This is a genomic window from Pseudoalteromonas xiamenensis (assembly GCF_017638925.1).
Classification (GTDB): Bacteria; Pseudomonadota; Gammaproteobacteria; order Enterobacterales; family Alteromonadaceae; genus Pseudoalteromonas; species Pseudoalteromonas xiamenensis.
The window spans coordinates 2115008-2137500 of the sequence record NZ_CP072133.1 but is presented as its reverse complement, the minus strand read 5'-3'; the positions used below and the strand labels follow the sequence as shown (position 1 = coordinate 2137500).

Sequence of the window (22493 nt, the reverse complement as noted above, 5' to 3'; positions counted from 1 at the left end):
GTTATTTGTATGTTGGGAGTCCCGCTAAACAAGCGCGTCCACTGACGGAAGATGAACGCGCTTTTCTAAGTATTTCAGCACAGAACTACGTAGAACTTAAAAACGACTATTTATAAGCTTTCAGCGTAATGATGCCCTGAGCTGAAAATGCTTCTGCCTCTATCAGCTCTTCAGATTGTTCTTCATAGTCGAAACGCCACTGCTCAAAGTGGGCAATGGCATCCGCAGACGAGTTGAATGCTTTAGCTATCTGACATTCAATTCGCATCCCTTGCTGCATAGCCGTAAAAGTAATGCATTGTTTATCTGAGCAATATGTTGCATCGTCATTGAATAAAATGGCTTGATTCATCTCATCTCCAATTTCATGCGTTCTAAAACGGGTTCAACTTCGGGTAACTTATCACGCCACAGCAAGTAAGCCTCCGCGGCCTGCCCCACTAGCATGCCAAGTCCGTCAACGCATCGTATTTGATCGTTACATTCCCTAGCACGTAAAAGAAAGGAGGTTAGCTCATTTTGGTAAAACATATCGTAGGCACACGATGCCTGTTCAATAATTCGGGAATCAATAGGCAGTGCATCTCCTGTAACAGAAGATGAAGAGGCATTGATGATGACATCATAATGCACATCTGGGATCTCATTGAGTTCCGCTGCTTGTCACCGAACCATAAGCGCGAAAATGTAAAGCCAAGTGATCCGCTTTCTGAGCCGTGCGATTAGCAATATGTACCGTTGACACACCTTCCTTAAGCAATGGGTATATCGCGCCGCGAGCTGCTCCACCGGCTCCCAGTAATAAAATCGTACTGTTTTGCAATTTCACGCCATGACGGCGAAGATCCGCAACAAGTCCCGCACCATCGGTATTGTCTCCAAGAAGGCTACCATCGCTAAGTTGCTTTATGGTGTTGACAGCCCCCGCAAGTTTCGCTCGCTCAGTTAAGACATCAACGCATTGATATGCCTCTTCTTTAAAAGGCAAGGTTACATTGACACCAAGACCACCACTGACAAAAAATGCGTGAAGCGTTTTCTCAAAAGCTTCTATCGGTGCTAGGATTGGCTCGTAAGTAAGTGCGTCACCTAGTTGTTGCGCGAACAACTTATGGATCATCGGTGACTTTGAGTGTTTTATCGGGTTACCTACTACCGCGTACTTATCCATTATTTGATTACTTTCTGGGACATGATGAAGCAGTTAATTAAACGTATCTTTCAAAAAGATGCAAGCGACAAAAACTCAAATACCGCCAGTACACCTGATACACCAGCTCCAGATAAAACGCCCTACGAGATAATGGGCGGGGAACTTGCGGTGCGTGCCCTTGCAAATCGGTTCTATGATTTAATGGAAACGGAACCCTTTGCAAAACCACTTTATGATATGCACCCTCTTCCGTTAGACCGTATTCGACAAGTCTTTTTTGAATTTTTATCCGGTTGGCTCGGCGGACCTGACCTGTTCGCAGAGCAATATGGACACCCAAGATTACGTATGCGCCATATGCCGTTTCCTATCGATAAAGCCTTGCGAGATCAATGGATGCACTGTATGAATAAAGCATTGGATATCGAAATTGATAATCCTTTATTACGAGAAGGACTACGCAACAGCTTGTCCCAATTGGCTACACACATGATAAACCAAGAATAAAGTATGATGTATATAAATTGGTTTGCTGGGCAATTATTGCGCTGAGTCAATATCTCCTTTTTGATTTACGCGCATAATTCACGTCCTTATTAAGGAAAAAGAACCATGCGCGTGAAATCAATCCAACACAAAATTTATGCTTTATTAGCGTTGACGGGTGTCCTCGTCTTAATCGCATCAATTTTGTCGAATTCTAGACAACAACAATCGCTTGCACAGGAAACGGTCGAATCAAGCATTCGCTTGCTGGCAGATAACTACTTTGATTCGATCAACACCATGATGCTCACCGGTACAATGGCCAACCGAGAGATATTGAGTAATAAGTTGCGTGCTCACCCCAACATTCGCGATGCGCACATTATTCGCGGCGCGCAAGTGATCAAACTCTTTGGACCCGGTAATGCCAACCAAAAAGCCATTAGTGACGCCGAACAAGAGGCATTGAATGGTCGTGAACAATTGGTCATCGAAAACCGCAAAAATGAACGCGTAATGACCTACTTAAAACCCATGGTTGCAAAGCAAGATTACAAAGGTACGAATTGTTTAGGTTGCCATGCCGCCACCGAAGGCCAAGTGTTGGGGGTCGTCCGGATCAGCTATTCACTTGATGACATCGACACGACAGTAAAACAAAATACGTGGCTAAGCAGCGGATTGTTGTCGGGCATATTCCTAACCACGTTTGTTATTCTTGGCATCCTATTTCGGAAAATCTTTATTGTACGTCTGAAGACACTTGGCCGTACGATGCGCCTTGCAACTCAACATCAAGATCTTAGTTTACGTATTGATGATAATGTCGATGACGAATTAGGTCGTCTCGCAGACAACTTCAACAAAATGATGACGGGTTTCACAGAGAGTATTGCGAACGTATCTTCGTCCTCCCACATACTCATTGGTAGTGCCGAAAAAATCTATAACTCTGCGGATGAGACTGAACGCGCCATTTTAGAACAAAAGCAAGGCACCGACTCGGTTGCAGCGGCAATCAACGAACTCGAAAGTTCATCCGCTGAAGTCAAAAACACCACGCATTTTGCGTCTGAGAAATCGGACAGCAGTAACCATTTAGCAGAAGAAAGCATGGCTGTTGCACACAGAACCGAGCAAAGCATTAATCAGCTTGCACAAGATGTACGTACCGCATGACGACTCAGGTTAGCCAACTGCAAGCACAAACACTTGAAGTAGGTAAGGTGCTGGAAGTGATCAGCAGTATTGCAGAGCAAACTAACCTACTCGCCTTAAATGCTGCGATTGAAGCTGCTCGCGCTGGCGAAGCAGGACGTGGCTTTGCGGTAGTCGCAGATGAAGTTAGAACATTAGCTACTCGAACCCATGACTCAACCGATGAAATTAAACGCACAATAGACAAATTGCAGTCAGAGGCGGCTCAAACGGTTAAAGCAATGAATGCATCATGTGAAGAAGCGGACGAACGGGCCATGCAAGTCAAACAAGTTGCGCAAGCTCTCAAAGACATTTCAAACCAAATGCACGAGATCAATGATTTGAACGTGCAAATAGCCGATGCTACAGAGCAACAAAATTTGGCAGCAGAAGAAATCAACCGCAGTGTTGTGGCCATCAGGGACAACGCCGAACGCTCACTGCTGGATGCTCATGGCAGCAAACAGATAAGTGAAGAGTTGCTACAGCTTGCAAGAGACCTAGACGATCAGGTGCGTCGATTCAAACTGCAATAATTGAAAAAGGCGCTCCGGCGCCTTTTTATTCCAAACGTTAATATTTTTATAAATCTAACCACGCTCTCGGCTTCAAAAAGTCCGTATACAGTAACGCCTCTTTCGAGTCTCGGCTCTGGCGTATAGTCGTATTCCCAACGTGCAAGCGGTGGCATAGACATCAGGATTGACTCCGTACGCCCACCTGTTTGTAGACCGAACAAAGTGCCTCTGTCCCAAACCAAATTGAACTCAACGTAACGACCACGACGGTAAAGCTGGAACTGACGCTCGGCTTCACCAAAAGGTTCATTTTTTCGTTTTTCAATAATTGGCACATACGCGTCCAGGTAACCATTTCCAACAGCTTGCATAAATGCAAAACTTTTCTCAAAGCCCCATTCGTTTAAATCATCAAAGAATAAGCCACCCACTCCGCGAGTCTCATCTCGATGTTTTAAATAGAAATAATCATCACACCATTTCTTGTAGTCGCTGTATACATTCTCGCCAAACGGCTCACACAATGATTTCGCTACCGTATGCCAATGTTTTACATCTTCCAAAGCAGGGTAAAAAGGTGTCAGGTCAAAGCCTCCACCAAACCACCAAATAGGTGCTTCGCCCTCTTTCTCGGCAATAAAAAAGCGCACATTAGCATGACTGGTTGGAATATGAGGATTCTTCGGGTGAATCACTAAAGACACGCCGCAAGCGTGAAAACTACGTCCTGCCAGTTCAGGACGATGCGCTGTCGCGGATGCAGGCATCGATGCGCCGTAGACGTGCGAAAAATTCACACCGCCTTGTTCAATGACAGCGCCATCACGGATAACTCGCGTACGACCGCCACCACCCTCTGCACGCTCCCACGCATCTTCAACAAATTTTGCTTTTCCATCCGCCGCTTCAAGTCCTTGGCAAATACTATCTTGAAGTGCGAGTAAAAACTGTTTAACAGCTTCCAATTGTGTGTTCGACATATTAGTTCCTAAGGATTGCGCCGCTTAGCGCATCTATAATTTGGCTTGGAGTGGCGTCATGATTCACGTTGCCATCAAGGTAAATCGCCACTTGATCCGCAAAATAACGTTGTGCCTCTTCTGAAGTTCGCGCCGCCGGTAAGCCACTTACGTTAGCGCTGGTCGAAACAAGCGGTTTTCCAAACTGTCGGCATAATGCTTTGACCGTTGGATGAGCACTCACGCGAATAGCGATAGAAGAACGCCCACCGGTAAGCCAACTTGGGGCGTGTTTGCTGGCTGGTAAAAGCCACGTGATTGGACCTGGCCACATTGAAAAAATGGCTGCTCGCTTGTCCATCGGAATGGCTGCATCGTTGACGTAGGGTAGGCATTGCCCATAATTGTCGGCAACAAGAATGGTACCTTTGTCTTGTGTTCGTGACTTTAAGGCCAACAACTGTGTAACTGCAGCCTGATTATCGGGATCACAACCCAACCCAAATACCGCTTCGGTAGGATAACAAATGACGCCACCTTGATTCAGTTTTAATACCACATCAGATAGCAGTTGCTCTGTGGTCATCGTGCTTACTCTTGTTTGTGCTGACACGTCTTTTGCGGGCATTGTAACACAATTTTTCCAGCCCGTTTTTTTTCCACCAGTAACCCAAATCCACATTGGCTACAAGTTCCATCGACGGGTTTATCATTGACGCTGTATTTGCAACTTGGGTATTTGTCGCAGGAATAAAAATGCTTACCAAATTTATTTTGGCGTTTGACCAAATGACCTTTTTGGCATTTGGGGCACGAAGGCAAAACTTCGATATTTTCTTCTTCTCTGTCTGGTGCAATGTAGTGACAAGAAGGAAACCCCGAACAACCTATGAACATTCCGTATCGACCGTTTCTTATAACCAAAGGGTGTTGGCATTCTGGACAAAGACTATCAAGGGTTTTAATAACGTGACCGTCATGATGATGCAAAGGCCGTAAATAACTACAAGCTGGGTAATTTGCACAACCCAAAAATGCCCCGTTTTTGCCATGTTTAATCCGCAGTTCTGAACCACATTCAGGACAAACCTCATACTCTTTTTCTAAAGCATGGCTATCAGCATTAAACAACGAGTGATCTATTTTGCTCATCAATTATCGGGGCCTGGCACAAAATTGTGCCTACTATAGCGGCAATCTAAGCAGGGTCAAGTGGCCTTGACCCTTACAGGTGTATAGATTAATGAAGTAGGCCGTTGGGTTCTTCGAAAATCAAATCCTCCATTTGCGCGAAGGCTTTTTCCTTTCCTGGCACATTAAAGAGCACCATCAAGATAACCCACTTTAAATCTTCAAGCGTAATGATGGACTTTTCTAGCGCAAAAATACGGTCGATAACCATTTCCCGTGTTGTGCTGTCAATTACGCCTATGCGTTCAACAAACATTAAAAAACTCCGACATTCCATATCCAGCACTTCGCATTCTTCTTGGCTGTATATACGAATGGAGTGGTCGGCTCTTGCGTTTAAGTAGGGGATTTCGTCACTGTGTTGTAGATCAGCTAACTGTTCTAACCAATTTAGCGCTTTGTAAATTTCGTCGTGGTTAAATCCAGCACGTTCGAGGCTCTTTCGTTAATTCATTTTGCTCAACGTACACTTCAGATTCGTTGTGAATATAGTTTTCAAACAAATACATTAAAATATCAAACATCTCTACCCCCTAGCGACTTTCATATAGCCTTCGGCAACCTTAGCTACTTTATCTTCAAGTTCTAAGTCCAATAATCGAGCGGTTAGCTCTTCAATTGGCCATTGGGTTCTTAGCTGTAAAGCATCAATGGATGTTGCTTCATAACCAAGACAGTTTAATACGGGGCACGCCTCCACCATTTTGTTAGTCGGCTCTACATTAATATATAGCCTGTTTTCATAAAAAAGGGCGAATTCTGAAAGAATATCCTCAGCATTTTCACACAATTTCGCGCCTTGCTTTATCAAATAGTGACAACCTTGGGCCATACTGTTTCGTATCGATCCGGGCACAGCAAAGACTTCTCGGTTTTGTTCTAGTGCATAACGCGCCGTAATGAGCGAACCACTTTTAATTTCAGCCTCCACGACTAAAGTTCCAAGTGACAAGCCTGAAACAATACGATTTCGACGCGGAAAATGTTCAGGTTTAGGCACAGTTCCTGGTAAAAACTCGCTGACCACCAGCCCAGCACCGATGATGTCACGGTAAAGTGATTGATTTCGCTTTGGGTAGATAACATCCACGCCAGTCCCAAGCACTGCCACAGTTTTGCACTTTGCAGCTAATGCTCCCTGATGCGCGGAAGTATCGACACCCAAAGCCAAACCAGACGTGATCGTCAGTCCGGCCTCAGCACAGCGAAACGCAAACTCATAAGCGGTCTCTTTACCACTAACCGTAGGGTTACGAGTTCCGACGATAGCCAGTTGTGGTGCCTGCAACAATGAGACATCACCAAAGTAAAACAAGATTAATGGCGGCAGACTGATTTCTTTTAATCGGGTAGGATACGCTTCATCAAAAAGACCTACCCACTGTATTTGCTTAGCGTCGATCTCAACCATGTAACGATTAATAAGTGCATGGGGAGGCGCCGCAAAATAAGCTTGGTGAGACTCATTGAGTAACGTGTAATCAAGATCGTGTCGTGATTCGATAGCATGAACGTGGGCGGCAAGCCACTTTGACAGCGTTTTGAATTTCAAGACCTGGGCAAAGCAATAATGTCAGGTAGTCCTGTAGTGAAAATTTATTCAAAGCTCTCTCCTTAGAGCAAAACAAATTTTCTAGTTTGGCAAAGCCTCAACAAAATCGCCAATTCGAAGTGGCTCAGATGTTTTTGTCACTAGCGCATAACTGACCTTATCAAACACGCGAAAGACCATGAGTTCACCCACTTTTTCTTTCGGCATCGTCCAAACGGTACTGCCTTCGCTATTGTCATCACCAAAAAACTCGGAGGTTGCCTTAATCAGCTTCTCGAGGCTGTTGGCATCTTCAACGTAGCGAGGGCCGCTGTGACCTTCTATCACCGTTGGCGACTGACGCTTAATGTCAAACATGAACCCTTCTTGCACTTGCTGCGCTTTGCCTACGTTGAGCACGACAACAGACATCGAACTAAACTCACGCAATTGATTGTTCGTCGCAATGATTTGCCCAATCATCGCCGTGGATGGGCGACTCATTTTGAATTGTGCACTGTAATTAGCAAACGTGTTTAAGGGAATTAATCTGTCCCCTGCGCGAATCTCTTGTTTCACTTCTTCAACGTATACGGTGCCTGGAGTGCCATTTGCAATATCACCACTTCGGATCCCTCGCGCGGTTGCCACTAAACGCATCTCTGTCGCTAAGGTTTGCTGACTTTCCAATTCCTTGTAATCATCGCCTTTACGGTAAATACCATAAAGCGCGTTATTTACCACATTCCCTTTCACATAAAGAAGTTGGTCGAGTGTGTTGATTTTAACATTGCGGTTTGAGCTCAAGATGATTGGGTGCATGTCGATGTCCGCCTCGGTAAGCGCCACTTCATGCGTCAAATACGGTTCGATCACACTCAGCGGCAGTGTGGGTATGGCGATTTGATTCTTTTCGATAACACGCACTGAAGGAGAAAGTTTAACAACGCCCTTAACCAACTGGAGCTGAGGTTGTCCATTGGCATCATAGACCAAAGCTAAAACGTTACCTGGGTAGATGAGATTTGGATTTTTAACTTGCGGGTTCCACGACCATAGTTTTGGCCAAAGCCATGGAACCGATAGATAAAGATTTGAAATATCCCAAAGCGTATCTCCCTTTTTAACCACATACTGTGCTGGCGCATCCGGTTTAATTTGCAATTGTTCTGCTTGCACGCCAAATGCAACACAAGTTGCTAATAACAAGCCAGAAAGAGGGAGTCTCATGTGTGCTTCCTTGAGTTATTTTTCGATATTATCAACCAAAACCTGTTAAAGGTGAATGTGAATGGCTAAAATAAACACATACAATACCCTATTTTTATGACAAACGAAAAGGTTACTATGGCAAGGTTAGAAGTACTGAGGTTTCCCGATGAGCGCTTACGCACAGTGGCAGCACCTGTAGCGGAAGTAAACGATGAAATCCGCCAAATCGTCAAAGACATGCTCGAAACGATGTACGATGAAAATGGTGTCGGCTTGGCCGCGACGCAAGTCAATATTCATCAGCGTATCGTGGTTATTGATGTATCGGAAGAACGTGATGAACCTCTTGTACTAATCAATCCTGAAATTGTTGAAAAAGCAGGCTGCACTATTAGCGAAGAAGGTTGTTTGTCCGTTCCATCGTCTTATGCAAAAGTAGACCGTGCAGAAACGGTTACTGTGAATGCATTAAATGAACACGGTGAAGCCTATTCATTTGAAGCCGATGGTTTGTTAGCGGTGTGTGTTCAGCACGAATTAGACCACCTAATTGGTAAACTCTTTATCGATTACCTGTCGCCTCTTAAGCGCCAGCGTATTCGTAAAAAGCTAGAAAAAGACGCCAAGTTGGCTGCTAAAGCTTAATCCTCTGAGCAAACCAAATTAGGACTTAACGTGACCACTCCTCTACGCATTGTATTCGCGGGGACGCCGGATTTTGCCGCGCGTCACCTCGCCGCTTTGATCGACTCTCACCATGATGTTATTGCTGTATACAGCCAGCCGGATAGACCTGCAGGTCGAGGCAAGAAATTAAAAGCGAGTGAAGTTAAAGAACTCGCACTTGAACATAACATCCCTGTTTATCAGCCTGAAAACTTTAAGTCTGACGAAGCCAAAGCTGAATTAGCGGCGTTGAATGCCGATGTCATGGTCGTGGTCGCTTATGGTCTCTTGCTACCAAAAGCCGTGTTAGATATGCCTAAGTTTGGTTGCTTGAACGTGCATGGTTCAATTTTACCGCGCTGGCGCGGTGCGGCACCTATCCAACGTTCAATTTGGGCTGGCGACGCAGAAACCGGTGTGACTATCATGCAAATGGATGTAGGTCTCGACACAGGCGATATGCTTCATATCGTGACCTGTCCAATTGAATCTACAGACACTTCAGCCTCGTTGTACGAAAAGTTGGCTCAAACGGGTCCATCGGCCCTACTTGAAACGCTCGAACAAGTGGCTTCAGGAACAACTCACCCCGTAAAACAAGATGATACACAGGCAAACTACGCCAAAAAGCTGTCCAAAGAAGAAGCTCAAATTGATTGGACCATGAGTGCAGAACAAATCGAACGTAATATTCGCGCCTTTAATCCATGGCCAGTGGCATTCACACATATGCAAAACCATGCGGTTAAGATTTGGCAAGCCGAAGTAGTCGCTCGTTCGGGAGAAGCTGGCAAAGTGCTTAGTGCAGACAAGTCAGGAGTCGTCATTGCCACTGGCGACAAAGCCCTGCGTATTACGCTACTTCAGCCAGAAGGCAAAAAGCCGATGTCTGCACAAGATTTTCTAAATGGACGAGCGGATTGGGTTGCTGTCGGTTCTTCGGTAGGTCATGCATGAGTAATGTAAGAGCCATCGCCGCACAAACGCTATTTCAAGTAGTAGATAAAGGGGTGTCTTTATCTACTCAATTGCCTATTGCTGCAAAACTTGTTGCACCGAAGGACAAGGCATTGCTGCAAAACATTTGCTATGGCGTATTGCGTTATTTGCCAAGTTTGGAGCATTACTGCCAAAAGCTGCTCGAGCAACCGCTAAAAGGAAAAAACCGCGTTTTCCAATTTTTGCTGTATGTAGGTATTTACCAACTACAACACATGCGTGTGCCTTCACATGCGGCAGTTGCAGAAACAGTCAACGCGCTAGCAGAACTGCGAGCACCGGGCCTAAAAGGACTGATCAACGCCATTCTTCGCAATTTTCAGCGTCAACAAGCTGAATTGGAAGCCAGCGCCAATGAAATTCCCGTATGCAAATACAATCACCCATCTTGGTTCATTAAAGCTGTTCAAGCTGGCTACCCAGAGTCGTGGGAATCGCTGCTTGAAGCGAACCAACAGCAAGCACCGATGTGGCTGCGTGTAAATAAGCGCCAGAATTCAACGGAGCACTATGCAGACCAACTAAGCGAACAAGCAATTGGCTTTTCTCAGGACGAGCGTTTTGTCGATGGATTGTTGCTGAATGCCCCCTGTGATGTCGACAAACTTCCTAACTTTAGCGTGGGCGCTTGTTCTGTCCAGGATGCCGCAGCTCAACTTGCCGCTAGATTACTTGCGCCTGAAAATGGTGAACGAGTGTTAGACGCGTGCGCCGCACCTGGTGGTAAAACATGCCATTTGCTCGAACTGGCAGACTGCGACGTGGTAGCGATAGATGCTGACGAAATACGATTACAGCGAGTAGAAGATAATTTAGCACGCTTGTCATTATCAGCACACTGTCTTCAAGGCGATGCCAGCCAACCGGATGATTGGTGGGATGGTGAGCAATTTGACCGTATTTTGCTGGATGTTCCATGTTCAGCGACTGGGGTTATCCGCCGTCACCCAGACATAAAATGGCTGCGTCGCGCCTCAGATATCGAAGACTTGGCGCTAATTCAGCGTAAAATCCTGAACAATATCTGGCCATTGTTGAAAGCCGGTGGCACACTGCTTTATGCAACTTGTTCGGTGTTGCCTGCCGAAAACCGCAATCAGGTAGCCGCGTTTTTAGCTGAACACACAGATGCGCAGTTGGTTCCTTTGCATAGCGAAGACACCGAAACAACACCAGGCATGCAGTTGTTACCAGGTACTACCGACGGCTTTTATTACGCTAAATTGTTTAAAAAGAACTAAATACTGATATGAAAATCATCATTTTAGGCGCCGGTCAGGTCGGTGGAACGCTCGCTGAGAACCTTGTAGGTGAACAAAACGAGATAACGGTCATCGACATTGATGGTGACCGACTCAGGGAGCTTCAAGACAAATACGACTTACAAGTCGTGCACGGCCATTCAGCTCATCCTGATGTATTACGCCAAGCCGGTGCCGATGATGCTGATATGATTATCGCCGTGACCAGTTCGGACGAAGTAAACATGGTGGCGTGCCAAGTTGCCTACAGTATTTTTAATACGCCAACTAAAATCGCTCGTATCCGCTCGGAACAATACCTTCGTCACAAAGAAAAACTATTCCACAATAACGACCTTCCGGTTGACCACTACATCGCTCCAGAACAGCTAGTAACAAACTACATTCGTCGCTTAATCGACTACCCGGGAGCTTTGCAAGTACTGCAATTTGCCGATGGTATGCTGTCCTTGGTTGCAGTAAAAGCCTACTATGGCGGTCTGTTAGTTGGTTATGCGCTGTCGGCATTGAAAGAGCATATTCCAAACGTGGACACTCGTGTTGCTGCGATTTACCGTCAGGGTAAAGCCATTAAACCGCTTGGTACAACGGTTATTGAAGCGGATGATGAAGTGTTTTTCATTGCTGCAACGAAACATATTCGCGCCGTGATGAATGAGCTACAAAAACTTGAACGCTCTTATAAGAAAATCATGATTGCCGGTGGTGGTAATATCGGTGCAGGCCTTGCTCGTTCTCTTGAAAAAAACCACAGTGTTAAACTCATTGAGCGAAATCCAACTCGCGCTGCTCAGCTATCCGAGATGCTTGATAATACCGTTGTGTTCAGTGGCGACGCGTCTGATCATGAGTTGTTATCCGAAGAGCACATTGAACAAGTGGATGTTTTCATTGCTGTAACCAACGACGATGAAGCCAATATCATGGCCGCCATGCTAGCCAAGCGGATGGGTGCGGCAAAAACGATGGTACTTATCCAACGAAGCGCTTATGTAGATCTGGTTCAAGGTGGTGAAATTGATATTGCGATATCACCGCAACAAGCAACCATTTCAGCCTTGCTGACTCACGTTCGTCGAGGCGATATTGTCAACGTGTATTCATTGCGAAAAGGTGCAGCAGAAGCCATCGAAGCGGTGGCTCACGGCGACGAGAATACGTCTCGAGTGGTTGGCCGTGCAATTCGAGACATCAAGCTACCAGCAGGCACGACCATTGGTGCCATTGTACGTGATGATGAAGTGTTGATTGCGCACGACGATACCATTATTGAATCCGGTGACCACGTGATCATGTTCTTAATTGATAAAAAACACATCGGAATCGTGGAAAAGCTATTCCAAGTCAGTGCGCTGTTCGTCTAAATTATTTTCGGCATATCAGAGGGTGATTACTCTCTGATTTTTGTCTACACCACTTCGGTCAGCTCAATCACCGATAAATCTATTAGATAATCTTTGAGTACGTTTTCTATCTTGCTCTGTTCGCACAATAACTTGATGCCTAGATGAGTCGTCACGCTTTCCTGCTTGATACTACACACTTGCCCTTGCAACGTAATGTGCTCTTCATCCTTTCCAGTGAGTTTAATACTACACAGCGTTTCCTTTAAATCTTCTGGTACATGAGGCTCTTGTACGTGCAGTTGTAGTCCTTTCAAACTGATGTCTTTAATCACACCCAAAGTATTGTAATTTGGAATACAAAAGGTGGCGGGAATGAGTGTCGGGATCCGGGTATGGTTGCGCAGCTTGATCAACTGCACGCTCTCTGGGAAATGAATAAAAATAAGCCGCGCGGGATGGACTGTCACCGACTTTATGTGTGCTTTAAATGCAATGATTTGCCCGCCACTTTGTTCAAGCAACGCTCGCACAATCACTTGCGCACCTTCTTTTATGTAGTCCAACGCCGCGCCTAATCGCTTAGGGTTGGGATGATTTAAAACGATAAACTGTCCTTCAAGCAGTCCGACGAACTCGGTTTTCACCCGCTTGCTGGTGGCTGGCATTAAGATTTCTACATCGATTAAACTGCCAGCGACAATTTTGTTTAAATGCGCTTTGCTTCCTGCAACTTCGGTTTTCAACATAATGGCGACAACTTCCTAACCCCTCTTGTTGCCATTAAAGATCCAAGCACCCCAAGTTGCAAGTTTAATAAACTAAAAAATAAAATTACGTACGAGCTAATTCAGCAAAAAGTGGCCGCGCAATACTTGTGCACCTTCTCTTAAGGTCATCATGCGACTTTGCGCTTCTAACGTGCTCATCGACATATCCAGTTCATAGTGCTCAGTAAAAAAGATCATCGGCTCGCCATTGCGCTTAAGTACGATGGTAATACCCGCCAACTCACTCTCATCACGCAACGCGTTGATAACAGATGCGCCCTCTAGCGCCAAAGGTGGCAGAGTTCTTTTTTGCCATAATTCAGCTTCGTGAATAATTTTGACGACAAATCGCACCCCGAGTCTCGCATCCAATTTGATGGTGCAAACCGAAAATAGCTAAATGACTGAGTCGAGGAGATGAAATCGCTTTTAATTGTCCATAATTCTCTAGGTGTTCGTTAATCACCTTTACACTATTCAACAAGCTGCACTCCGGCTTTTCACCCGAGTCAAACAAAAGCGTCTGATCTTCCACGACATTCCTTGGTTTTGAGTATGCAAACGCGAGCACTGTGACACTCCTAGTTAATCTATTGTGAACATATTTACGCGAATAACACCCGAAAATCCGAGTTTTTATCATTTTGTTAAAAATAGTTTTATTACTAGGTTACAAAAAGCAGGAATAAAAGGGACAAGCAAGGAGTCCACCAGCAAACATAAATCTTTTAATATTCTGATTTTAAATGGAATTAATATATTTCATTGATGAGTTGCGTAAAATTAACGAGTGCTTTTTAAACAAGAATAAAACGTTACAAATTTGCACTCGAATAAAAAAATGGCAACAAGAAAGTGTCTTTTTCACTCGTAAGCGGTGTTATTGATTTTATTAACCGCGCACAGTGTGATTCGGTCTCAATGAAGGGAAATTAAAAAGTCATCCTGACGCATCGGTCCGGCTCGAATTCCATTGCTCGCGTTCGCCGAGCTGCGAAGCGCTGCTTCGGTCTCAATGAAGAGAAGTTAAAAAGTCATCCTGACGCATCAGTCCGGCTCGCAATCCATTGCTCGCGTTCGCCGAGCTGCGAAGCGCTGCTTCGGTCTCAATGAAGAGAAGTTAAAAAGTCATCCTGACGCATCAGTCCGGCTCGCAATCCATTGCTCGCGTTCGCCGAGCTGCGAAGCGCTGCTTCGGTCTCGGCTCACCCTCTCCAAAATGTGGGGGTAAAAAGGACAAGCAAAGTAAAGATTTCTAAGCGACCAAATACCATGGCGAGCGTTAGTAACCATTTTGCTGAATCCGTAATATCGCCATAGTGCGATGCAACCTGACCGAGGCCTGGACCTAAATTATTTAAACATGCAGCTGTCGCAGAAAACGCAGAAATGTTATCTAAGCCCGTAGCAAGTAAACCCAACATGATGATCACAAAGACCAGTGCATACGCAGAGAAAAACCCCCAAACCGCTTCAACTACTTTGTCGGGTAGCGCTTTGCGCCCTAATTTTATCGAGTAAATCGCGCGAGGATGGACAAGGCGGTTTAACTCTCGTATCCCTTGTAAATATAGTAAGAACACCCGCACGACCTTCATACCACCGCCCGTTGAGCCAGCACATCCGCCGATAAAGCTAGAAAAGATCAGTAAGATAGGTAAAAAAAGCGGCCATGCCGAGAAGTTATCTGTCGCAAATCCTGCGGTCGTACTGATCGAAACGGCTTGAAACAATGCCTGATCTAATGTTTCATCACCATCCGCGTAAACATGGTTAGATGAAAGCACTGCAAAGCAAATCACCACCAACACGGCTTGAATGAACAAGAAGACCTTAAACTCCGGATCACGTAGGTACGCTTTTACACTTCGACTCGCAACGGCCGCATAGTGTAGTGAGAAGTTGATAGCTGCAATGAGCAAAAACACCACACAAATAAAGTTGATAAGTGGGCTATCGAAATGCCCCATGGAAGCATCGTAGGTCGAGAAACCGCCAATCGCGATGGTCGCAAACGCATGGCAAATTGCGTCAAACCAACCCATACCGGCAAGCCAATAGGCAATGGTGCACGTAGCTGTCAACGTTACGTAGATGTACCACAAGTGCTTCGCGGTATCGGCGATACGAGGGGTCATCTTTGAATCTTTTACCGGTCCAGGCGTTTCCGCTCGATACAACTGCATACCACCAACGCCAAGCATTGGCAATACGGCTACGGCGAGTACGATGATCCCCATACCGCCAAACCATTGCAATTGTTGGCGATAGAAGAGGATTGATTTCGGTAAATATTCAATACCTGTCAGTACTGTCGCCCCTGTTGTAGTCAGTCCTGAGAATGCTTCAAACACGGCATCAGCCAATGATAAATTTGGTTCTTGCAAGAAAATGAGCGGCAAAGAAGCGAACGATCCCAGAACCAACCAAAATAATACAACGATTAAAAAGCCCTCTCGCGCTTTTAAATCACCATGTTGATGGCGGTTAGGGTAATAAGCGAGCAATCCGATAATAACGCTGAATATAAAGGCGAGAACGAATGGTACACCACCACCGTCTTTGTAAATTAACGACACTAATGCTGGCGGAACCATCGTGAGACTAAATAACACGACAAGTTGGCCAAGAATTTTAACTATAGTACGAAACTGCATGCGCCTTGCTGCTCACTTTTTATTATCATTCTGATTGTCTTATTCTTTGATTTTGAACTCAACTGTTCCATGGGTTAAATCGTAGATTTCTTCGCATGCCGTCGTCGCTTCACGATAGTCTAATTCTACCAGCCATGCGACTTTATCACTGTAGTTTTTTTCCAACGCCAGTATGGTGAAGTGACTTTGCAAATATTGTTCAATCTGACCTTGCTGCCCATAATCCGAGATGCCTTCTAAATAGGCTGGGGGTATTTTCAAGCTCGTTTCAAGCTGTGCCAACGCATTGTTCAGTGATCCTCCGTAGGCTCGAACCAACCCCCCAGTGCCTAGCTTAATCCCGCCAAAATAACGCGTGATAACCGCCGTGACTTCGCCAAGTCCAGAACCCATTAGGACATTTAGCATCGGTTTTCCCGCCGTGCCATTTGGTTCACCGTCATCAGAAAAGCCATAAACATGACTCCCCTTTGGATGACCTGCGACATGGATCCAGCAATTGTGACGCGCATCTGGGTATTTTTGGCAAATGGAATTAATGAAGGCTTTTGCCTCTTCTAAGGTCGGGGTATGCGCAATATGCACGATAAACGTACTTTTCTTGATTTCTTCTTCGTAGGTAATAGAGGCCGCTGGAATGCGGTATTCAGACATGCGTTATGCTCTTACAGTAAAAGGGGCCAATGCCCCCTTTTCACTCATCGGTCTATGAATAAGAAGATCGGGTACTTAAATTACTTTACCCAACACGCCCTATTCAGCTGATGCGTATCGTACAATTAGTACTCGGATTATATGCCTAATCGAGTTTTAAATCCCGAGTCATGTTCTCAAGGCGATCCGCATGCACAATAATGTTGTCTTCAATTCGGATACCGCCGTATGGAAGGAATTGGTCAACTTTATTCCAATTGATGTACTTCGTGTTGTCCGTCTTTTTCAGATCATCGAGCAATGAATCGATGAAATAGAGACCTGGTTCAATGGTGAAGACCTGTCCCGCCTCAATTCTGCGCGTGCAACGCAAAAATGGGTGGCCTTCTGGCGGCGCTTGGTGAATGCCACTTTCATCAGCCATAAAGCCACCCATATCATGTACTTGCAGACCTAAATGGTGACCTAAGCCATGCGGGAAGAAGGTGCTGCTGATCCCACGTTCAACAATTTCCTCTGCGGGCAAACTCACAATACCAAAGCGAGACAGCAACTCAGCCATACGTTGATGACAATCCATGTGTAATTCGCCATACAACTTGCCTGGCGCAAGACCTTTACCTAACGCAATTTGGTGCTCGTTAAGGGCAACCACGAGTTCATGGAATTCTCCACGACGCTCAAAATCATAGGTGCGCGTAATATCCGCCGCGTAGCCGTTAAAGTTTGCTCCGGCATCAATTAAAAAAGACAGATGTGATTTCGGTGCGTGGCGCTCGAAATGGGTGTAGTGCAAAATGGCACAGTTTTCGTTAAGCGCAACAATGTTTCCGTAGGGAGTATCGTTTTCTGCATGGTGTGTTGCGCTGAGATACGCTTGTTGAATTTCATACTCAGACGCTTTTGCGTAAAACGCGTCTTTCGCCGCAGTATGACCGAGCACCGCCAAGCGGTTTGCCTCGCGCAAACACGCCTGTTCATAGGGTGTTTTATACGCACGATGGTAGTGGAAATAGTTCAGTACAGCTTCTGGATTCATGTGCGTGAATCCGAGCGCTTGAGCAACTTCTAAATACTCACCAATGTATGCAAAGGAGGCTTTGTCGTAAGGCAAATATTTTTCAACTTGATCAGGTTGAACCAATAATTGAATATCGAAATAGTCTGCCCAAAAGTCACTTGGTACGTCAGGCACTTTGTGCCAAAAATCAACTGGGCGGTAAAACACAAGGCGCGGCTTATCGTTGCCATTCACGACCAGCCAACAATGCGGGTTGTCGATAACGGGTAACCAAGCTTTAAAGTGAGGATTCACTTTAAATGGATAATACATATCATCTAAAAATAAACGCTTTGCCTGACCTGAGTGGATCACTAATCCATCCAGACCCTGACGTTCTAGAATTACTCGTGTACGTTGCTGAAGCGTGTCGATGTGTTCAGCGTATAATCCAGCTAATAGTTCCATGGTGTACCCATTTCATTTTATACGTTATTGTCTTGAGTCTATCATAGGCCTTAAACAAAAACGACGCATCGTCGTCGAACTGCGTTAGCCACCAATAGACAAGTCCAGTACCTCTTTAAGTAGATTATCGTTGTTGCCTAATCGTTGTCGATAGACTTGTCGATAGGCGTAAACATTTTTAACGTAATCTCTCGTTTCCGTGTATGGGATGAGTCTCTATCCATACCTCCGCCGGCATGGGCTCCTTTGGTACCCAATTTTTGACACGATGGAAACCAGCGTTGTATGACGCCGTCGCCAATATTTCGTTGCCATCATTTTTCGATTTAAGGTAATTCAGGTAATGTGTCCCTAATCGAATGTTCATTTCGGGTTTCATTAATCGTGAATTCGAAATGCGCTTTTTACCGATGTATTTTGCCGTGCTAGGTAAAATCTGCATTAGTCCATAAGCGTTAGCGTGCGAACGCGCATCTGGTGCAAACGAGCTTTCTCTTCGGGCAATGGCAAAACTCCAATCCACGTCAACTTTATTGCTTGAGCTAAAACGCTCAAACAAGTCTTGAAATGCGAGCGGAAAACGCAGCTCAATGTGATCCCAAGCACCAATTTCTGCTAACGTGAAAATGGTTGAGTCATACCAATCAAACTCCGCGGCTAACTGTGAGGCCGCAAGTTTTTCTTCTTGGCTGGAGGTATTGGTTAAATAATTCCACTCTCGACGCGCTTCGGTATAACGCTCCAATTCATACAGCGCTTTTGCACGCTTAAAGCCAGGGGCCTTCGCGACTTTGCTCAACAACGCAGGTTCAAGGGCCAAAGGAACTTCGTTGAGCTGTGTTGGAAGCCCTAGTCGACCAGCCGCTAAGAAACCATAATAGTGACGTTCGTTTGCGACATCTTGCCATAACTGCTGCGCTTTAGATTGCTCACCCAACTGATTATAGCTGTATGCCAGCCAATACTTTTGACCACTGCTCATATGTTCATGGCCTACGAAGAGCGCCTTAATGCCTTGCCAATCTTGGTGTTTAAGTTTGTTTGCTAATAGCCATTGCATCAGTTTTTCATCACGCAGCCGCTTTAGGCACTTTATTCAACCAAAATTCTGCTTCAGGTTCGCCCTTGGAAGCCAACGCAAGCGCAAAACGATACGCAACTTTCGACTTTTGAGATTCGCTAAACGCAAACATGGTTTGCAATTTATCCCAAGCGCGAAGCGCAAGCTTTTTATCGCGCCAAATCAAGCGATTCATACCATAAACCGCAATCTCGGCTTCTTTGCTTGAACGCTTTTTATATCGATAAAGACCCGCGGCAGCACTAGGGTCTTGCCTGACAGCCAAATACAGATCGGCTAAATAGGCTTCGTCTTCTGGCAATAACGTCTTGAGATAAGGAAGCAGTGCACTTTGCCCACCTTGTGCGGTACTGGTTATACGTTGCCAAACAAGCTCTTGAGTAAGGTAACCAGCACTTTGCCATGTCGCAAACAAACTATCGCATGCTTTGGGTTGTGATTTACCGACACGCCAGAGCTTGGCAACTTGATCCAAAATAGCGGGTTTCGGTGCGCCCAAGTCCAACTGATATCGTAAATAGTAACACGTCAATTCAGCGTCACTGGTTTCTTTATAGGCATTGATGAACAACGCTTTTTTATTATGGCGACGCAAATAGTCCAGCCAACTTTCACGAACCGGCCATTCCAACGGGGTGTGTTGGTAAACGGATAAGAAATGCTCAATTTGCTTTTGATAACGAAGGTGTGGATGACGTTTGTAAAAGGCCATCTCTACATAAGGGGATAAAGGATGATCCAATTCGCTGAGCGATGCTTGGAAGGCCTTAAAATTGCCCGACCACGCAACGCGCTCTGCTTCTTTAAATTTATCATGATCATCCGCTTTGCTTGGCAACGCAACCAACCCTAAAGTGAGCCACGTTGTTGTCAAAAACCATTTTTTTATCATACCAAGTACATTGTCCTCGGAAGTCGTCTACAGTTTTGGATGCGAAGGAAAAAAGGCGCGCATCAACAGTCCGTCATACAAAACACCACGGTATTAGAATCAAGCTGAACCTACGCTTGTTTCCTTGACGCGGTATTACGCCTTCCACCTTAGCATCTCTGCGCCCCGATTTTTAGTTTGCGCGGTAAATTGCTGGTAAATTTTTCATTGCAATTTTTTTTTAAAGCGGCCACACTGAGCGAAATAACAACTCATCGTACCAGTGAGCAACGAGGGAGATAAAAGCATGTTATACCAATGCGAGTCATTTGTAGTTGATTTCTACAAAGACAAAATCGCTGAATTTAAGTTTTGTATGCCAGGTTCGGTCAATAAACTTTCTCAGCAAACGCTACAAGAATGTGGCAAAGCGTTAGCAGAACTTGCGCAGACGCGGTGATATTGAAGGTCTTGTGTTTACCAGTGATAAGGACCATTTCATTATCGGTGCCGATATTTTCGAATTCCTACCGACATTCCAACTACCAGAAGAAGAACTTGTAGGCTGGATCAAAAACGCAACGGACGTATTTGACGCTATCGAAGATTTGCCATTCCCAACCATCTCAGCAGTCAATGGTTTAGCACTTGGTGGCGGATGTGAGTGGTTACTAGCAACAGATTACCGTGTAGCAACACCTGCTGCGAAAATTGGTCTACCTGAAGTTAAACTTGGGATCATGCCGGGCTTTGGTGGCACAGTTCGTTTACCGCGTCTTATCGGTGCGGACAATGCCATGACATGGATAGCAACAGGCAAAGAAAACCGCGCAGACGAAGCATTAAAAGTCGGTGCCGTTGATGCCGTTGTGAGCCAAGAGAAGCTCGTCGAGGCTTCAATTAAAATGTTGGAACAAGCGATCGCTGGCAAGCTAGATTGGCGTGCAAAGCGCGCGAAGAAAATGTCGCCATTACAACTAAACCGCACTGAACAAGGTATGTGTTTCGCGATGGCCGAAGGTATGGTATTTGGCCAGACTAAAGGTCACTATCCTGCACCTATGATGGCAGTGAAAACAATTAAAGCGGCAGCAAATCAAAGTCGCACAGAAGCAATGGCGCTTGAAAATGCCAATTTTGCTAAATTGGCGAAAACGCCAGAAGCAGCTGCACAAACAGGTATTTTCCTTGCAGACCAATACATTAAAGGTGTAGCAAAGAAACAAGCAAAACAAAATGACAAGCCGATAAAGCGTGCAGCAGTGCTTGGTGCCGGTATTATGGGTGGTGGTATTGCTTACCAATCCGCTTACAAAGGCATTCCGATTGTCATGAAAGACATTCAGCCTGCGGCACTTGAATTAGGCATGGGCGAAGCGGCAAAAATATTGGGTACAAAGGTCGAGCGTGGTCACATGAAACTCGACAAAATGGTCGCAACGCTGGGCAAAATTCAACCGACGCTTAATGACCGCGACCTCGAGGGTGTTGACGTGATCGTTGAAGCGGTTGTTGAAAATCCGAAAATCAAACAAGCTGTTTTGGCGAACCTTGAAACGCAATTACCTGCAGGTACAGTGCTAACGTCAAATACCTCGACCATTCGTATTGATGAATTAGCTACAGCGTTGAAAAACCCAGAAAACTTCTGTGGCATGCACTTCTTTAACCCTGTACCAAAAATGCCGCTTGTGGAAATCATCCGTGGTGAGAAAACGTCAGAGGCGACGATTAACGCCGTTGTAGACTATGCCCTGCAACTAGGTAAATCACCGATTGTTGTGAATGACTGCCCAGGTTTCTTCGTGAATCGAGTGTTGTTCCCTTACTTTGCTGGTTTCAGCCAAATGGTTGTTGAAGGTGCTGATTTCACGGTTATCGACAAAGTCATGGAAGGTATCTTCGGCTGGCCAATGGGTCCTGCGTACTTACTTGATGTTGTCGGTATTGATACCGCAAATCACTGTACTGGTGTAATGGCTGATGGCTTCCCTGCTCGTATGGCGCGTCAAGACAAAGATCCTGTTGCTGTACTTGCCAATGCGGGTCGCTTTGGTCAGAAGAACAAACTGGGCTTCTATCAGTATGCACCAGATCGCAAAGGTCGCTTGAAAAAAGCTAAAGACGCAGAAGCCGTTGCTTTATTAAGTTCTATTTGCGATGCACCAGCGGACTTTGACAAGCAAACGATCATTGAACGCTGTATGGTCCCGATGTTGAACGAAGTGTTACTGTGTTTACAAGAAAACATCGTTGCGTCACCACAAGAAGCGGACATGGCATTAATTTACGGCATCGGATTCCCTCCATTCCGTGGCGGTGCGTTCCGTTACCTAGACCAAATTGGTCTTGCAAACTTCGTTGCAATGGCGGACAAATACGCTCACCTAGGTGCAATTTACCAAGTGTCAGAACAAACACGTCAATGGGCACAAGAAGGCAAAGTGTTCTACAAAGTGGAGGGTCAATAAG

Annotated in this window: 16 protein-coding genes and 6 pseudogenes (1 of these 22 cut by a window edge); 8 read left to right on the top strand and 14 right to left on the bottom strand. The window is 45.4% G+C overall.

Annotation, left to right across the window (positions count from 1 at the left end; genetic code table 11):
• Positions 1–116: the 3' end of a gamma carbonic anhydrase family protein gene (locus J5O05_RS10305; RefSeq protein WP_208841994.1), read on the top strand. 406 nt of this gene lie to the left of the window's left edge; 116 of the gene's 522 nt are visible here — the last part of the coding sequence; its start codon lies off the left edge, out of view; its stop codon occupies positions 114–116.
• Here J5O05_RS10305 and J5O05_RS10300 read toward each other — a convergent pair.
• Together J5O05_RS10300 and aroE are read right to left on the bottom strand one after the other, a co-directional pair.
• Positions 107–352, bottom strand: coding sequence for a DUF1488 family protein (locus tag J5O05_RS10300; protein ID WP_208841993.1), 246 nt, complete (start codon positions 350–352; stop codon positions 107–109). The two genes, J5O05_RS10305 and J5O05_RS10300, sit on opposite strands and share 10 nt — an antisense overlap.
• Positions 349–1171, bottom strand: a pseudogene (aroE, locus tag J5O05_RS10295) (shikimate dehydrogenase). The gene J5O05_RS10300 and the pseudogene aroE overlap by 4 nt, the downstream one beginning before the upstream one ends.
• A gap of 24 nt (positions 1172–1195) precedes the next feature.
• Here aroE and J5O05_RS10290 point away from each other — a divergent pair.
• On the top strand, positions 1196–1660 hold the full coding sequence (locus tag J5O05_RS10290) for a group II truncated hemoglobin (protein ID WP_208844512.1): 465 nt from the start codon (positions 1196–1198) through the stop codon (positions 1658–1660).
• Positions 1661–1765: 105 nt separating this feature from the next.
• Positions 1766–3375 (top strand): annotated as a pseudogene (locus tag J5O05_RS10285) (methyl-accepting chemotaxis protein).
• Between the two features lie 46 nt (positions 3376–3421).
• Here J5O05_RS10285 and hemF read toward each other — a convergent pair.
• The 6 genes and pseudogenes from hemF to J5O05_RS10255 all read right to left on the bottom strand — a co-directional run bounded on the left by hemF (position 3422) and on the right by J5O05_RS10255 (position 8268).
• Positions 3422–4337, bottom strand: a pseudogene (hemF, locus tag J5O05_RS10280) (oxygen-dependent coproporphyrinogen oxidase).
• 1 nt (position 4338) lies between these two features.
• Positions 4339–4902, bottom strand: coding sequence for an L-threonylcarbamoyladenylate synthase type 1 TsaC (gene tsaC / locus J5O05_RS10275; protein WP_208841992.1), 564 nt, complete (start codon positions 4900–4902; stop codon positions 4339–4341).
• A gap of 5 nt (positions 4903–4907) precedes the next feature.
• Positions 4908–5468: a DNA topoisomerase family protein gene (locus J5O05_RS10270; protein ID WP_208841991.1), complete on the bottom strand. Its 561-nt coding sequence runs from the start codon at positions 5466–5468 to the stop codon at positions 4908–4910.
• A gap of 88 nt (positions 5469–5556) precedes the next feature.
• Positions 5557–6031: pseudogene (locus J5O05_RS10265) on the bottom strand (DUF494 family protein).
• Between the two features lie 2 nt (positions 6032–6033).
• Positions 6034–7059 carry a DNA-processing protein DprA gene (gene dprA / locus J5O05_RS10260; protein ID WP_244369557.1) on the bottom strand — a complete coding sequence of 342 codons (1026 nt, stop codon included), beginning with the start codon at positions 7057–7059 and terminating at the stop codon, positions 6034–6036.
• A gap of 81 nt (positions 7060–7140) precedes the next feature.
• Entirely contained in the window at positions 7141–8268 is a 1128-nt protein-coding gene (locus tag J5O05_RS10255; protein ID WP_208841990.1) for a LysM peptidoglycan-binding domain-containing protein, read from the bottom strand.
• 117 nt (positions 8269–8385) lie between these two features.
• On the opposite strand from J5O05_RS10255, the gene def reads away from it, so the two are divergent.
• The 4 genes from def to trkA are packed head-to-tail and all read left to right on the top strand — an operon-like array spanning position 8386 to position 12541.
• Positions 8386–8895, top strand: a complete 510-nt coding sequence (def, locus tag J5O05_RS10250) for a peptide deformylase (RefSeq protein WP_208841989.1) — start codon at positions 8386–8388, stop codon at positions 8893–8895.
• A 30-nt stretch (positions 8896–8925) separates the two neighbouring features.
• On the top strand, positions 8926–9873 hold the full coding sequence (gene fmt / locus J5O05_RS10245; RefSeq protein ID WP_208841988.1) for a methionyl-tRNA formyltransferase: 948 nt from the start codon (positions 8926–8928) through the stop codon (positions 9871–9873).
• On the top strand, positions 9870–11156 hold the full coding sequence (rsmB, locus tag J5O05_RS10240; protein WP_208841987.1) for a 16S rRNA (cytosine(967)-C(5))-methyltransferase RsmB: 1287 nt from the start codon (positions 9870–9872) through the stop codon (positions 11154–11156). Before fmt ends, rsmB begins: the two co-directional genes overlap by 4 nt.
• Positions 11157–11164: 8 nt before the next feature.
• Entirely contained in the window at positions 11165–12541 is a 1377-nt protein-coding gene (trkA, locus tag J5O05_RS10235) for a Trk system potassium transporter TrkA (protein ID WP_208841986.1), read from the top strand.
• A gap of 44 nt (positions 12542–12585) precedes the next feature.
• Here the strand turns inward: trkA and J5O05_RS10230 are convergent, their stop codons facing one another.
• The 6 genes and pseudogenes from J5O05_RS10230 to J5O05_RS10205 all read right to left on the bottom strand — a co-directional run bounded on the left by J5O05_RS10230 (position 12586) and on the right by J5O05_RS10205 (position 20039).
• Positions 12586–13269, bottom strand: a complete 684-nt coding sequence (locus tag J5O05_RS10230) for a flagellar brake domain-containing protein (RefSeq protein ID WP_208841985.1) — start codon at positions 13267–13269, stop codon at positions 12586–12588.
• 96 nt (positions 13270–13365) lie between these two features.
• Positions 13366–13662: a hypothetical protein gene (locus tag J5O05_RS10225; RefSeq protein ID WP_208841984.1), complete on the bottom strand. Its 297-nt coding sequence runs from the start codon at positions 13660–13662 to the stop codon at positions 13366–13368.
• Between the two features lie 833 nt (positions 13663–14495).
• On the bottom strand, positions 14496–15947 hold the full coding sequence (locus J5O05_RS10220) for a TrkH family potassium uptake protein (RefSeq protein WP_208841983.1): 1452 nt from the start codon (positions 15945–15947) through the stop codon (positions 14496–14498).
• Positions 15948–15986: 39 nt separating this feature from the next.
• Positions 15987–16601 carry a YigZ family protein gene (locus J5O05_RS10215; protein WP_208841982.1) on the bottom strand — a complete coding sequence of 205 codons (615 nt, stop codon included), beginning with the start codon at positions 16599–16601 and terminating at the stop codon, positions 15987–15989.
• 145 nt (positions 16602–16746) lie between these two features.
• Positions 16747–18069 carry a Xaa-Pro dipeptidase gene (pepQ, locus tag J5O05_RS10210; protein WP_208841981.1) on the bottom strand — a complete coding sequence of 441 codons (1323 nt, stop codon included), beginning with the start codon at positions 18067–18069 and terminating at the stop codon, positions 16747–16749.
• Positions 18070–18153: 84 nt separating this feature from the next.
• Positions 18154–20039 (bottom strand): annotated as a pseudogene (locus tag J5O05_RS10205) (transglycosylase SLT domain-containing protein).
• Positions 20040–20328: 289 nt separating this feature from the next.
• On the opposite strand from J5O05_RS10205, the pseudogene fadB reads away from it, so the two are divergent.
• Positions 20329–22492: pseudogene (fadB, locus tag J5O05_RS10200) on the top strand (fatty acid oxidation complex subunit alpha FadB).
• The last annotated feature ends 1 nt before the right edge of the window (position 22493 follow it).

Bases quoted from the DNA above. Each gene is read 5' to 3' on its own strand.
- rsmB (WP_208841987.1), top strand. From the start codon at position 9,870: ATGAGTAATGTAAGAGCCATCGCCGCACAAACGCTATTTCAAGTAGTA.
- J5O05_RS10215 (WP_208841982.1), bottom strand. From the start codon at position 16,601: ATGTCTGAATACCGCATTCCAGCGGCCTCTATTACCTACGAAGAAGAA.
- trkA (WP_208841986.1), top strand. From the start codon at position 11,165: ATGAAAATCATCATTTTAGGCGCCGGTCAGGTCGGTGGAACGCTCGCT.
- J5O05_RS10270 (WP_208841991.1), bottom strand. From the start codon at position 5,468: ATGAGCAAAATAGATCACTCGTTGTTTAATGCTGATAGCCATGCTTTA.
- J5O05_RS10300 (WP_208841993.1), bottom strand. From the start codon at position 352: ATGAATCAAGCCATTTTATTCAATGACGATGCAACATATTGCTCAGAT.
- pepQ (WP_208841981.1), bottom strand. From the start codon at position 18,069: ATGGAACTATTAGCTGGATTATACGCTGAACACATCGACACGCTTCAG.
- J5O05_RS10230 (WP_208841985.1), bottom strand. From the start codon at position 13,269: ATGTTGAAAACCGAAGTTGCAGGAAGCAAAGCGCATTTAAACAAAATT.
- J5O05_RS10255 (WP_208841990.1), bottom strand. From the start codon at position 8,268: ATGAGACTCCCTCTTTCTGGCTTGTTATTAGCAACTTGTGTTGCATTT.
- tsaC (WP_208841992.1), bottom strand. From the start codon at position 4,902: ATGACCACAGAGCAACTGCTATCTGATGTGGTATTAAAACTGAATCAA.
- J5O05_RS10290 (WP_208844512.1), top strand. From the start codon at position 1,196: ATGAAGCAGTTAATTAAACGTATCTTTCAAAAAGATGCAAGCGACAAA.
- J5O05_RS10220 (WP_208841983.1), bottom strand. From the start codon at position 15,947: ATGCAGTTTCGTACTATAGTTAAAATTCTTGGCCAACTTGTCGTGTTA.
- def (WP_208841989.1), top strand. From the start codon at position 8,386: ATGGCAAGGTTAGAAGTACTGAGGTTTCCCGATGAGCGCTTACGCACA.